At 28.6% G+C, this 12,056-nt stretch carries 13 protein-coding genes; 8 read left to right on the top strand and 5 right to left on the bottom strand.

Annotated features, from left to right (window positions below; all coding sequences use genetic code 11):
- The first annotated feature begins 22 nt into the window (after positions 1-22).
- Complete coding sequence (locus ACIJYI_RS06100; protein ID WP_435113717.1) at positions 23-556, top strand: phosphoribosyltransferase; 534 nt, start codon at positions 23-25, stop codon at positions 554-556.
- Between the two features lie 40 nt (positions 557-596).
- Here ACIJYI_RS06100 and ACIJYI_RS06095 read toward each other — a convergent pair whose 3' ends face one another.
- Entirely contained in the window at positions 597-1,907 is a 1,311-nt protein-coding gene (locus ACIJYI_RS06095; RefSeq protein ID WP_435113715.1) for an NCS2 family permease, read from the bottom strand.
- A gap of 126 nt (positions 1,908-2,033) precedes the next feature.
- Here ACIJYI_RS06095 and ACIJYI_RS06090 point away from each other — a divergent pair, with 126 nt between their 5' ends.
- Complete coding sequence (locus ACIJYI_RS06090) at positions 2,034-2,339, top strand: hypothetical protein (protein ID WP_435113712.1); 306 nt, start codon at positions 2,034-2,036, stop codon at positions 2,337-2,339.
- 42 nt (positions 2,340-2,381) lie between these two features.
- On the opposite strand, the gene ACIJYI_RS06085 is transcribed toward ACIJYI_RS06090, so the two are convergent.
- Together ACIJYI_RS06085 and ACIJYI_RS06080 are read right to left on the bottom strand one after the other, a co-directional pair.
- Positions 2,382-2,828 (bottom strand): Hsp20 family protein, encoded by a 447-nt coding sequence (locus tag ACIJYI_RS06085; RefSeq protein WP_435113710.1) that lies wholly within the window; start codon positions 2,826-2,828, stop codon positions 2,382-2,384.
- A gap of 100 nt (positions 2,829-2,928) precedes the next feature.
- Positions 2,929-5,004 (bottom strand): S9 family peptidase, encoded by a 2,076-nt coding sequence (locus tag ACIJYI_RS06080; protein ID WP_435113708.1) that lies wholly within the window; start codon positions 5,002-5,004, stop codon positions 2,929-2,931.
- Between the two features lie 16 nt (positions 5,005-5,020).
- Here ACIJYI_RS06080 and ACIJYI_RS06075 point away from each other — a divergent pair, with 16 nt between their 5' ends.
- The gene (locus tag ACIJYI_RS06075; RefSeq protein WP_435113706.1) at positions 5,021-5,524 is read left to right on the top strand and encodes a J domain-containing protein; all 504 of its coding nucleotides are present in this window, start codon (positions 5,021-5,023) and stop codon (positions 5,522-5,524) included.
- On the opposite strand, the gene ACIJYI_RS06070 is transcribed toward ACIJYI_RS06075, so the two are convergent.
- The gene (locus ACIJYI_RS06070; RefSeq protein ID WP_435113704.1) at positions 5,521-6,486 is read right to left on the bottom strand and encodes a glycosyltransferase family 9 protein; all 966 of its coding nucleotides are present in this window, start codon (positions 6,484-6,486) and stop codon (positions 5,521-5,523) included. The two genes, ACIJYI_RS06075 and ACIJYI_RS06070, sit on opposite strands and share 4 nt — an antisense overlap.
- Before the next feature lie 49 nt (positions 6,487-6,535).
- Here ACIJYI_RS06070 and ACIJYI_RS06065 point away from each other — a divergent pair, with 49 nt between their 5' ends.
- The 4 genes from ACIJYI_RS06065 to ACIJYI_RS06050 are packed head-to-tail and all read left to right on the top strand — an operon-like array spanning position 6,536 to position 10,210.
- A complete protein-coding gene (locus tag ACIJYI_RS06065) occupies positions 6,536-7,420 on the top strand; it encodes a dihydrodipicolinate synthase family protein (protein WP_435113702.1) in 885 nt (294 codons plus the stop codon).
- 1 nt (position 7,421) lies between these two features.
- Positions 7,422-8,612, top strand: coding sequence for a class I SAM-dependent methyltransferase (locus ACIJYI_RS06060; protein ID WP_435113700.1), 1,191 nt, complete (start codon positions 7,422-7,424; stop codon positions 8,610-8,612).
- Positions 8,613-8,640: 28 nt separating this feature from the next.
- On the top strand, positions 8,641-9,885 hold the full coding sequence (locus tag ACIJYI_RS06055; RefSeq protein WP_435113698.1) for a hypothetical protein: 1,245 nt from the start codon (positions 8,641-8,643) through the stop codon (positions 9,883-9,885).
- Positions 9,886-9,916: 31 nt separating this feature from the next.
- Positions 9,917-10,210: a hypothetical protein gene (locus tag ACIJYI_RS06050; protein WP_435113696.1), complete on the top strand. Its 294-nt coding sequence runs from the start codon at positions 9,917-9,919 to the stop codon at positions 10,208-10,210.
- On the opposite strand, the gene ACIJYI_RS06045 is transcribed toward ACIJYI_RS06050, so the two are convergent.
- A complete protein-coding gene (locus ACIJYI_RS06045; protein ID WP_435113694.1) occupies positions 10,200-10,553 on the bottom strand; it encodes a DCC1-like thiol-disulfide oxidoreductase family protein in 354 nt (117 codons plus the stop codon). The genes ACIJYI_RS06050 and ACIJYI_RS06045 overlap by 11 nt on opposite strands.
- 89 nt (positions 10,554-10,642) lie before the next feature.
- On the opposite strand from ACIJYI_RS06045, the gene ACIJYI_RS06040 reads away from it, so the two are divergent.
- Positions 10,643-12,055 (top strand): TldD/PmbA family protein, encoded by a 1,413-nt coding sequence (locus ACIJYI_RS06040; RefSeq protein ID WP_435113692.1) that lies wholly within the window; start codon positions 10,643-10,645, stop codon positions 12,053-12,055.
- Position 12,056 lies beyond the last annotated feature (1 nt).

Below are 12,056 nucleotides of genomic sequence, written 5' to 3'. Positions count from 1 at the left end.
TCCCTTTTAAAATAATTTAGTTATGATAGTAAAATTTATGGCTGATAAATTAATTATCACTTTTGATGAGTATAACAAAATTGTTGAGAAATTAGCAATTGAGATTCATAAAAAATATAAACCCACAGTTTTAGTGGGAATTATGAGAGGTGCAGCTCCAATTTTAGATATCCTTTCAAGAATTTTGAAATTACCAATAGCTTATATTGTTATCCAAAGTTATTCAGGTGATGGCATGGAGGATAAACAAGGACAATTAATGTTTGCAAGAGAAATTAGTTCATTAGCTGAGAGCAAAGATTATAATAAAGTTCTTTTGGTTGATGATCTCTCTGATACGGGTTTGACATTGAATAAAAGTATAGAGTGGTTAAAAAATTATGGCCCAACCAAAGATTTTATTAAAGAGGTTAAAACTGCATGTTTATGGAAAAAAAAATCATCGACTTTTGAACCAGACTTTTGTCCAGTAAGATTAGACTCCGATCCATGGATTGTTCAGCCAACTGAACATTATGAAGAATTATCTATAGAGGAAATTATTAAAAGAAATTAGTTTATAGGGCTAGTTTAGCCTAGCCCTATTTAACTTTTATTTAAGCAACTGCAAAGCTTATGACACTAAGTATTGCAATAATGAAAATTGCTGGTGAAGTTGTTGAAAACTTACCAGTAAATATTTTTATTAAAGCATATGATACAAATGCTAAAGCAATACCATTGCTAATACTATATGTTAGAGGCATTGCAATCATTGCAAGTATTGCAGGAGCAGCTTCCCCAACATCGTCCCACTCTATATCTGTAATGTTTCTCACAAAAAGAACAGAAACAAAAACTAAAGCAGCACCATCAATTTGTTTTGGCAAACTTGTCGCCAATGGAGCAAAGAATATACATGCTAAGAATAACAATCCAATTACAAGAGATGTCATTCCAGTTTTTCCACCAGCTTTTACACCAGCTCCAGATTCAACATAACTTGTAACAGTTGTAGTCCCCATCATTGCACCAGCAACTGTACCTACACTGTCAGACAACATTGCTTTATTAATATCTTGAACTTTACCTTGTTTATCTACTTTACCTGCAACGTTAGCAACTGAAGTTAAAGTTCCAGCTGTATCAAAGAAGTCAATAAACAATAAAGTAAATATTACTGTAGACATTCCAGCTGTCATTGCAGCTGACAAATCAAATTCAAAAAGATATGTCATTGGTGGAGGTGAGCTTGCAATACCATTGAAATTTGCAAGTCCAGTAGCCCAGGCAATAATACTAAATACTAAAATACCTATTATGATATTTCCCTTAACATTCATTTTTTCAAGTACAATAATTGCTATGAATGTAGCACAACCCAATAAAACCAATGGATTGCTAAGATCACCTAGTTTTACAAGTGTTACTGGATCATCAACTACAACTTCCATAATTTGTAATCCAATGATTGCTAGGAATAATCCTATACCTGCGCCAATTCCTAATTTCAAACTTTTTGGAATTGAATTAATTAGCCAAGCTCTAATAGGTGTTAGAGATATAATTAAAAACAATACTCCGGCAACTAAAACAGCACCTAAAGCTTCTTGAGGCGTGTATCCCATTCCAGCACAAACTCCAAAAGCAACGAATGCATTAATACCCATTCCTGGCGCAAGTCCAATTGGCCATGTTTTTCCATAAAAAGCCATTATAAAGCATGCTAATGCTGTTGCTAATATTGTTGCGGTATATACTGCGCCGAAATCAAAGAAACCTTTTTCGGGTCCGGCAAATTCTCCCGATAATATAAATGGATTTAAAAACATTATATAAGCCATAGTTAAGAACGTTGTTGTTCCAGCTATCACTTCTGTTTTAAAATCTGTTTTGTGTTTTTTATAATTGAAATAATTTTCAAGCATATGTCCTCCTAATGAGTGAAAAATATTTGATTCGGTTTAAAAATTCCTTTTAAAACTATTGTTTATTCACAAATTACAACTCAGAAGTTTATATTTATGACATAATTGAGCTGTTATCATATAATTATGCATAAAATAAAATTATTTTTTATTACATCAGTATTGATTTTGATGATTTCAGGATGTCAAACAATTAAAGAAAAGACTGATTCAATTGTTGAAAAAGAAAATGAAAAACTAAGTAAATATATTGGGAAGCCTTTAAGTAATTTACAAATGGATTTAGGAAAGCCTGACGAAGATTTTAAAAATGAAAAAGGGAATCTTGAAGTTGTGTACAATACTAAAAAATATGGAATTCTGTGTGAGAGAAGGTTCGAAATAGACTCTAACTCTGTTGTAGTGGGATTTGTATCTAACGGATGTTTTTAGGATGTACTTGCGAGGTAAATTTCCTCGCAAGTAAAGCTAAACTTATTTAATTTCAATAAGTTTTTTCTTTTTATGTTCCGGAATTATTCTTTCACAAGAAACTGTTAAAAGACCATCTTTAAGCGCAGCGCCATTTACTTTTACATCATCAGCAATTGTAAATGATCTTGCAAATTGTCTTTGAGAAATACCTTTGTGAATAATTTCCCCATCAAAATTATTTTCTTCTGATTTATTAATCTCTTTAGTTCTTACAGTTAATAAATTATCCTCAAACTCAACTTCAACATCATTCTTGCTAAAGCCAGCTAATGCTACTTCAATAGCATAATTATCCTTACCAGTTTTTCTAATATTGTAAGGTGGATAATTTGACTGCATGGTTGAATTCCCATTTCCTAACATATTTTCAAATTGATCAAACATGTCATCAAAACCAATTGAAAAGGGTCTTAGTGAGTTAAATATAGATAGATCTTTACTTGTCATAATATTCTCCTTTGTTAAGCAAGTTTATTTTTATGTGGTCCCATTAGGCAACCTACTGAGTACATTTAGGAATTATTTAAAAAATTTCAAGATTGGAAAACTAAATTTTTTTAGATATTTTAAGGGCAAACGCATAATCAATTGCTATCTCTTCTATCGCACCATCTCTACCAGATTTTCCACCATGACCAGCATTCATTTCCGTTTTTAAAAGAAGTAAATTATTATCAGTTTTGTAGTCTCTTAACTTTGCAGTAAATTTTGCTGGCTCGTCAAACAACACTCTATTATCACTCAAGCTAGTTGTAATTAGAATATGTGGATAATCCATTTTCTTAATATTATTGTAAGGTGCATAAGAGTATATATAATCAAAATGTTCTTTATTTTCTTTAGCATTACCAAATTCGTCGAATTCTCCAACAGTCAAGGGTAGAGAGTGATCAAGATTTGTTGTTAAAGAGTCAACAAATGGTACTGCCATAATAATTCCCAAAAATAATTCTGGTGCTTGATTGACAACTGCACCTATCAACAATCCTCCAGCAGATCCTCCCATACCAATTATTTTTCCTTTTGATGAATACTTGTTGTCGATTAAATATTTTGCAGCATGAATGTAATCTTCAAAAGTATTTTTTTTATTTGTTAGTTTTCCCTCTTTCCACCACTTCATGCCTTTTTCCATGCCACCTCTTATGTGAGCTGTAGCCCAAATTATATCTCTGTCTATTAAACTAAGTTTTGTAGAAGAAAAGCTGGGGCTCATAGAATTACCATAAGAACCATATCCATAGAGCAATAAGTTTGCCGAACCATCAATTTTTGTTTTTTTATGTCTGGTGATTGTTAGTGGAATAAGCCTTCCATCATGAGATTTATATTCAACTCTTTCAACTATGTAGTCATCTGGGTTATGACCAGATGGTATTTCCTGTTCTTTAACTAATTTTTTTGATTTGGTTGTTAAATTATAGGCATATACTCTTGAAGGTGTTTTTGGTGACGAATATCCAAGATAAACATCATCAGTATTTCTATCTTTTTGAGTTAAAGAAATGCCTGGAACGTAAATATTTTCATCAGAAAAAATTAATTCTTCTTCTGTCCCTGTAGAAACATTTTTAACAAATAGCTTGTCTAATGCGTTTGAAGTTTCAGAGCGGATAATCCAATTATTCAAAAAAGTACATCCACCAATTAAGACTTCATCTTTTGGCGGCACAAAAGTTTTCCAATTTTGATTTTCTAAATTATCACAAATATCAATTTTAAAATCTTCAGCATCTTTATTTGTATGATTATAGAATTTATCATTCCAAGAACTTACAGAATACAATATTCCTTTATCTCGCTTCATTATTAATTTTGGAAATGGTTTTTTTTCATTAACACCAAAATAATATTGTTCCGAAGTATTGTGATCTGATGTGATTATAAAATAATATTTTTCATCTGAACTTAAACCAATACTAACAGTAAACGCTTCACTTTTTTCTTCAAATATTAGCTCATCCTCATCATTAAAATTTCCAACTTCATGCCTATAAATTTTCCTTGCTCTATGATTTTCATCAAGTTTAGAATAAAAAATATATTTATCATCCAAACTAAAAGTAATACTGCCTGATGTTTCTGGAATTTCTTTTGAAATAATTTTTTTAGTTATAATATCTCTTATAAAAATTGTGTAATATTCTGATCCTTTAGTATCTAGAGAATAGCCAAGATACTTATCATTATTGCTTACTTCTAAGTCGCCCACACCAAAATATTCTGTTTTTAGTTTATCTTTTTCTTCATCACCATTCCAAATCTCTTCAATCTCATCTGTATTTATTTTTTTTCTGAGTTTAATTGAATAATTTCCAATAGAAGTTGTTTTTGTCCAATATTCATAAGTGTGATCTTTAAATGGCAAAGACTCGTCATCTAATTTTATTCTTCCTTTAATTTCATCAAATAATTTTTTTTGTAAATTTTTAGTATTTTTAAGATGGTGTTCAGCATAAGAATTTTCTTCTTCTAAATATTTTTTAACCTCAGGATCTAATTTTGTTTTATCCTTTAAAACTTCCAAAATATTACTTTGATGTATCCAGCTATAATTGTCCTCCCAGTCTATGTTGTGACAAGATTTTATCTCTGGTTTTTTTTTTAGATATGGTACTTTCATTATTTGTAGGAAATATATGAATATAATAATTTATACACTGATAATTTTGACTTTTTTCTACTTTTTATTGAAATGGTCGGCCAGTGTTCCATCTAAAAAAATTACAAAGAGTTTAAGGTTTTTTTCATTGTTAATATTTATTATTTTGGCAGTTTTATTCGCTATTGGTGGCAAGTTTTTACTTACACTGCCACTTACATTAATCAGTTTAGCTCTAATTAAATTAAAAGGACTCTCACTATTTCAAATCTTTTCATTGTTTAGATTGATACAAACGCTAAGACAATCTGGTAGATTTTCTTTTAATAAATCTCAAAGAAACAACCCTTCGTCAATTTCTGTTGCAGAAGCTTATAAGATTTTAAATTTAAATATTGATAACAAACCAACCAAAGAATTAGTTAATCAAGCTTACATTAAAATTCAAAAAAAAATACATCCAGATATTTCTCCTGAAACATCAAGGTTATCTGCAATAGTAAATGAAGCTAAAGATATTGTTTTGAGAGACATCTCTTAATCTATAAGAGAAACTAATTTGTCAAATATTTTATCTGGATTTATTTTATTTTTACCTGAAGTTGTGTGACTTACAGTATGTTCACCATCTGGGATTATGGGATACATGTTTGAGCTATAAGATCCATAAATTAATGGTGTGTCTACCATTAGTGTAATTGTTTTGATATTGAGAGCAGAGGATAGATGGCCAAACCCTGTATCATTACATATTGATATGTTGCAGTTTTTAATTACTGGCAAAGTTTCTTCAATAGTTAGATTATCAAGAGGCACACAAAAATTTTTAAATTTAGAATTTAAAATATCATTTAAAATAATTTGCTCTTCAGGATTTTTACCAGTAGCAAGAAAAAATCTACATTTTTTTATATTAGATATTTTTTCCATAACAGAAAGAAAAGTTTTTGAGGGAACTCTTTTTGTTGGTCCAGAACCACCAATACCAAGAAGAATATTTAATGTTTCATTGTTGATACTAAATTTTAAAATTGAATTTTTTATGCGATCATCATTAATTTGTATTTGAGGATAACTGCCTACTTCAACATCTAAACTATCTTTGATTAAATTTATTGCAGGTTGAGTAATATGTTGGTTTAATTTTTTAAATAATGGGTACTGATAAATTTCTTTTATGCCAGCTAATTTTGCAATTAGGTTGTATCTCAGCGATGAATTAAATATAAAAATTTTATCAAAATCATAATTTTTTAAATCTTTGACTAATCTAAAACTGCCAATTATACCATTGTGTCTACCATTTCTATTCTGCCTATCTCTGTTTAAAAAAATAATCTTATCTATATATTTGGTTTGATTTAAATATTGATCAGCTTTGGAACTTTGTTTGACTAATAAATTGACAGGTGTATCAAATTTTTTTGATATTGCCTGAATGTAGGGTAAAAAGATTACAGTATCCCCAATTCCCATTCTATTTTGAACAGCTAATATTTTCATAATTTATTTATAAACTTTACTAATTGATATTTTTATATAAATTTTACATATGAGTAAAATTAAAGGTATTTATGCTGCTTCAATGTCTGTCTTAAATGAAGATTATACATTAAATGTTGCAAAAACCATCAAACATGCAGAAATGATTATTGATAATGGGTGTCATGGAGCTGCAATATTTGGAAGCACGGGTCAGGCTCAGTTAATACCTATTTCTGAAAAGGTTGATCTAATTAATCAACTAGCACTTAGTAAATATAAAGAAAAATATATAATTGGGACAGGTTTAAATTCATTAGGTGAAACAATCAATTTAATGAACGTAGCTAGATCATTAAACTTTAAGAGGTTTTTAATCATGCCTCCTGCATACTATAAATATGGTGATGACGAGGTGATAAAGTTTTATAGTAAAATTGTTGAAGCAATTCCTGATTGCGAAATTGTACTTTATAATTTTGAAAAATTGTGTGGTTATAAATTTAGCTTGGAGTGTATTCAAGAATTAGTAAAAAGATTTCCTGAACAAATTGTTGGAGTAAAAGACAGTTCGTACAATTTATTTGAAAATTTAAAATTAGATAACTTTTCGATTTTACCAGGCTCTGAGGCCAAATTATTGAAGGGACTTCAATTAGGATGCACTGGAATCATCACAGCTACTTGTAATGCCACTTCAGAGTTGTCTAGAAAAGTTTATGATGATTTTCAAGCTGGGACAGAACAAACAGTTAATCAAAAACTTTGTGATGTTAGAAATATATTTGAAAAATATAATCTGATATCAGGCCTTCATACATTTTATTCTAAAAAAGATCATTATTATAAAAATATTTTACCACCACTGAGCATTCTTAATTCTCAAGATGAACAAGAGCTACTTGGTAACCTAGATAAAATTAATTTTTCAATAAAATCTTTAATGGCTGCGTAAAATGCAATTAGCTAGATTCTTAAATTCTGTATTTGAGAAAGATGGTTTCATTTTAATAGACGCAAACGATAAAAGTTACATCATTGGAACACCAAATAATAACAATCCAATTAAACTTAAAATTTTAGATAAAAAGCTTCATTATAAATTATTATTTCATCCAGACCTTTATTTTGGTGAAGCTTATACAAATGGAGATGTTATAATTGAAAATGGAAGTCTTACTGATTTTTTAAATTTAACACTAATGAATTTTGGAAGAAATGAACTTAATTTTTTTAGTTATTTGATAAATAGATTAAGAGGATCATATAGATATTTAACAAATTTTAACTTTATCAAAAAATCTAAAATGAATGTATCGCATCATTACGATATTTCTGATGATCTTTATGATTTATTCTTAGACCCTAAGAGACAATATTCTTGCGCATACTTTAAAAATAAAAATGATTCGTTAGAGGTAGCTCAAAATAATAAGATTCAACACATAATTAAAAAACTTAACATCAAATCTGGTCAAAAAATTTTAGATATTGGATGTGGTTGGGGATCTTTAGCAATCGATATTGCCAAAAGCGCAAACTGTGAAGTGACGGGAATAACTTTGTCTAAAAATCAATTTAATTTTTGCACAAAAAAAGCTAAGGAACTTAATTTAGAAAGCCAATTAACCTTTAAATTGATTGATTATAGAGAGTTAAATGAAAAATTTGACAGAATAGTAAGTGTTGGAATGTTTGAACATGTGGGTAGAAAATTTTATAAAAAATTTTTTAAACAAATTGATAAATTACTAAAAGATGATGGTATTTCCTTAATACACACAATTGGATCTGTAAACCCGCCAAGGGACCCTCATCCTTGGATTACTAAATACATTTTTCCTGGAGGATACACCCCAAGTTTAAGTGAAGTCACCACACCCATTGAACAAGCAGGCTTAATTGTTGCAGATATTGAAGTATTGAGGCTTCATTATTCTTACACTTTAAAACATTGGAAGGAAAATTGTATTAGAAATAAAGAAAAAATTATCAAAATGTTTGATGAAAAATTTTTTAGAATGTGGGAATTTTATTTAACAGGATGTGAAATGTCATTCAAATGGGGAGATCAGGTTGTATATCAGTTTCAATTAACAAAAAATTATACTTCGACACCTGTTACAAGAGACTATATTTATCAATAAATAATTGATAGAAGTAAATTTCTTGAACATGAAAAAATCTAAAAAAAAGAAACCTACAGTAAAAAGAAAAACCTCGGTAAAAAAGAAAACTACAGTAAAAAGAAAAACCTCAGTAAAAAAGAAAACTACAGTAAAAAGAAAAACCTCAGTAAAAAAGAAAAATACTAAAAAATTAAAAAATCCTCAAAAAAAAATTAAACCTAAATTAAAGATCTTTAATAATAAAAAATTAAAAAAAAATAAAATTCAAAATTTAAAAATCAAAAAAGTAAAAAAAGAAAGTTTTATTTTAAAGATTATAAATTTTCAAAATTCATTAAAACCTGAAATAAATTTTAAAATAAATTTTAATATAGAAAGATATATTCAAGCATTTTTTGACAGCATTGCCAATACAATTTTTGAATATAAAACATTAAAAAAAGACGAAATAAGAAGATTAAAGTTAGAAAAACAAGAAAAAGAAAGATCAGAAAAAATTGAATTTGAAAACCAAAAACAAAAAGAAGAAGAGCTAAAAATTAGACTAAAAGAACAAACCCTAAAAGAAGAAATTAAATTAGAAAAACAAAGAACAAAAGACATCAAACTTTTTTTAAGAAAAGAACAGGCATTATTAAGAATTGAACAAGCTGAAAAACAAAAACAATTTTTAAAACAATTAAAATTAGAGAGGCAAATTGAGAAATTTAGAGTTAGAGAAGTTAAAGAATTAGAAAAACTTGAAAAAATATCACTTAAAGAAAAAAGAGAAGATTATGCTGGTCTTCAACAAAGAATAGAGAAATTAAAAGAAAAATACAGAATAATTAGAGATCAAAAAATAAGAGAAAGAGTAGAAGCCCTAGGAGTAAAAATTCAAGGTGATGAGGATAGAGAAACATTATTACAAAAAGAAAAAGAATACACTATAGCAAGACAAAAAATAGAATTTGCTCTTGAAAGTTTTTATAGAAGTGCAAGTAGTTTAGTATTTCAGCTAAACAAACGCCACATCACAAGACACATGTCTATATTTAGATGTATTGATAGAAGATTTGAAACTGGAGAAATATTTATAAAATGGGATGAGTTTATCGATGATGAGTGGTTATTATTGATTTATATAAAAAATAATTCACCAGATGAAGGAATAGTCATTGAGGATAAAACCAATGTTGAGAAAAATATTTCTCATGAGTTTAAAAATAATGAAATTTTTAAAGCGTCAGACACGATGGTTGACTCACTTACCCAGTTAATTGCAAGAAAAAGAGCAAAAAATAACAATTAAATAATCCTATTTAATTAAGTATTATCCCAGAATGTTTTTTGGAACAATTACAATGATAATTTTATATCTTATTTTAAGATATATTCTTGCTTGGATAGCTTACTTTAATAATCTAGATACAAGACTTGGTACCTCAACTTGGCGTTGGAGTTATGACTATCAAGTATTAGGTGAAAGAGATATTTCAGATTTAGACGATAAAGCTTTTGTTAGATTAAGAAGAAAAAAAAATAAGATAATTACTTTAATGTACTCAGTTGTGATGATTATGTTTGTTGCTTCAATGTCTTTACTAAGTAAATTTTTATTATTTTTTATTGATTAGTTTTAAGTTGTTTTTTATTTTTCAAATATAAAAAATAAGCAATAATTTCATATATAAATTTGAAGATTGTAAAAATTATTGGAAGTTTAAAAAATTTGTACAAAAATTTATATTTTGGAATTTTTTTCCAAACATAAAGAAACGCCTCTGCTCCTTCAATTATCTTATTTTCATGCTTAACATGCAAGCGTCTTAAAAGCTCTCTACCTTTTTTAGATGTTTCCCTTTCAGCAGTTGAATTATTAGTAATATCAACCCAATCAATATCTTGAATATTTTCTTTTTTATATAGATTGATTTCAGATCTACAAATTTTACATGAATTATTAAAATAAACTTTCATTATTACAGTGAATTTATCTTTAAGATTAAAAGTTGTACATGCGTAAAATCATCCATTGAAAATTATTTACAAATAACTATGTAGTAATCATGAGTAATTTTTTTAATAAATCAGATTTAACAAGAAAAGATGTAGATGAAATAGTATCTGATACTTTAAAAAATTGTGATGATGGTGAACTATATTTAGAAGACTCTAAATCAGAATCAATTTTGTTAGATGATAATAAAATTAAAAGTTCAAATTATAGTTCTGATCTTGGTTTTGGTTTTAGAGCAATATCAAATGAAGTTGTTGCCTACTCTCATTCAAATGAAATATCAAAAGATTCGTTAAAAAATTCAGCAAAAAACCTTCAATCTACCTTGAAATCAATCAAAGGAACTTACAATCATAAAATTCCAAAAACAAATAACAAGTTCTATGATGACATTAACCCCATTGAACAAAAGACATTGGACTCAAAAATAGAGGTTTTAAATAAAGTAAATGATTATTTACGAAAAAAAGACTCAACAGTTAAACAAGTAACTGCAAGCTTTAGTGGTGAACAAAAATCTATTGAAATTGTACGTTCGGGTGGTGAGGCTTTAACTGATGTTCGTCCGCTTATAAGATTTAATGTATCTGTTATGCTTGAAAAAAATGGCAGAAAAGAAACAGGTGTTTATGGAATAGGTGGAAGACAATCTTATGATGATTATTTAAAAAATGATAATTGGAAAAATGTTTGTGAGGAGGCGTTAAGGATTGCTTCAGTAAACTTAGACAGCAAACCTGCACCAGCTGGTGAAATGAAGGTAGTTTTAGGCCCAGGTTGGCCAGCAATTTTAATTCATGAAGCTATCGGTCATGGTTTAGAAGGTGACTTTAATAGAAAAAAAACATCAGCCTTTCACGATTTAATGGGCCAAAAAGTTGCAAGTGAGGGTGTTACGATTGTTGATGATGGTACGATAGATAAAAGAAGAGGAAGTCTTACAATAGATGATGAAGGTACACCCACAGAAAGAACAGTTTTAATTGAAAATGGAATTTTAAAAAACTTCATGCAAGATAGGTTGAATGCCAAACTAATGAAAACTAGATCAACAGGAAGTGGTAGAAGAGAAAATTATAAACATATTGTTTTGCCAAGAATGAGAAACACAATGATGTTAGGTGGCAAACAAACTCAAGATGAAATGATCAAGTCTGTTGATAAAGGTATTTTTGCTGTAAGTTTTGGAGGAGGGCAAGTAGATATCACGTCTGGAAAATTTGTTTTTAATTGCACAGAAGCTTATGAAATAAATAATGGTAAAATAGGCTCACCAATTAAGGGAGCAACTTTAATAGGTGATGGTCCTTCAATTTTGAAAGAAGTTTCAATGGTTGGAAATGATATGATGATGGATCCAGGCATTGGAACTTGTGGAAAAGCAGGTCAAGGAGTACCAGTTGGAGTTGCTCAACCATCAATTCTAATAGATAAGATGACCGTTGGTGGAACAAAATTATAAA

The organism is Candidatus Pelagibacter bacterium nBUS_36, from assembly GCF_051201215.1.
Lineage (GTDB): Bacteria > Pseudomonadota > Alphaproteobacteria > Pelagibacterales > Pelagibacteraceae > Pelagibacter.
The sequence above is the reverse complement of the archived record's forward strand: the minus strand, read 5'-3'. Positions and strand labels throughout refer to the sequence as shown.

Excerpts from the sequence above, each read along its gene's own strand:
- ACIJYI_RS06100 (WP_435113717.1), top strand. The coding sequence starts at position 23 with ATGATAGTAAAATTTATGGCTGATAAATTAATTATCACTTTTGATGAG.
- ACIJYI_RS06095 (WP_435113715.1), bottom strand. The coding sequence starts at position 1,907 with ATGCTTGAAAATTATTTCAATTATAAAAAACACAAAACAGATTTTAAA.
- ACIJYI_RS06090 (WP_435113712.1), top strand. The coding sequence starts at position 2,034 with ATGCATAAAATAAAATTATTTTTTATTACATCAGTATTGATTTTGATG.
- ACIJYI_RS06085 (WP_435113710.1), bottom strand. The coding sequence starts at position 2,828 with ATGACAAGTAAAGATCTATCTATATTTAACTCACTAAGACCCTTTTCA.
- ACIJYI_RS06080 (WP_435113708.1), bottom strand. The coding sequence starts at position 5,004 with ATGAAAGTACCATATCTAAAAAAAAAACCAGAGATAAAATCTTGTCAC.
- ACIJYI_RS06075 (WP_435113706.1), top strand. The coding sequence starts at position 5,021 with ATGAATATAATAATTTATACACTGATAATTTTGACTTTTTTCTACTTT.
- ACIJYI_RS06070 (WP_435113704.1), bottom strand. The coding sequence starts at position 6,486 with ATGAAAATATTAGCTGTTCAAAATAGAATGGGAATTGGGGATACTGTA.
- ACIJYI_RS06065 (WP_435113702.1), top strand. The coding sequence starts at position 6,536 with ATGAGTAAAATTAAAGGTATTTATGCTGCTTCAATGTCTGTCTTAAAT.
- ACIJYI_RS06060 (WP_435113700.1), top strand. The coding sequence starts at position 7,422 with ATGCAATTAGCTAGATTCTTAAATTCTGTATTTGAGAAAGATGGTTTC.
- ACIJYI_RS06055 (WP_435113698.1), top strand. The coding sequence starts at position 8,641 with ATGAAAAAATCTAAAAAAAAGAAACCTACAGTAAAAAGAAAAACCTCG.
- ACIJYI_RS06050 (WP_435113696.1), top strand. The coding sequence starts at position 9,917 with ATGTTTTTTGGAACAATTACAATGATAATTTTATATCTTATTTTAAGA.
- ACIJYI_RS06045 (WP_435113694.1), bottom strand. The coding sequence starts at position 10,553 with ATGAAAGTTTATTTTAATAATTCATGTAAAATTTGTAGATCTGAAATC.
- ACIJYI_RS06040 (WP_435113692.1), top strand. The coding sequence starts at position 10,643 with ATGAGTAATTTTTTTAATAAATCAGATTTAACAAGAAAAGATGTAGAT.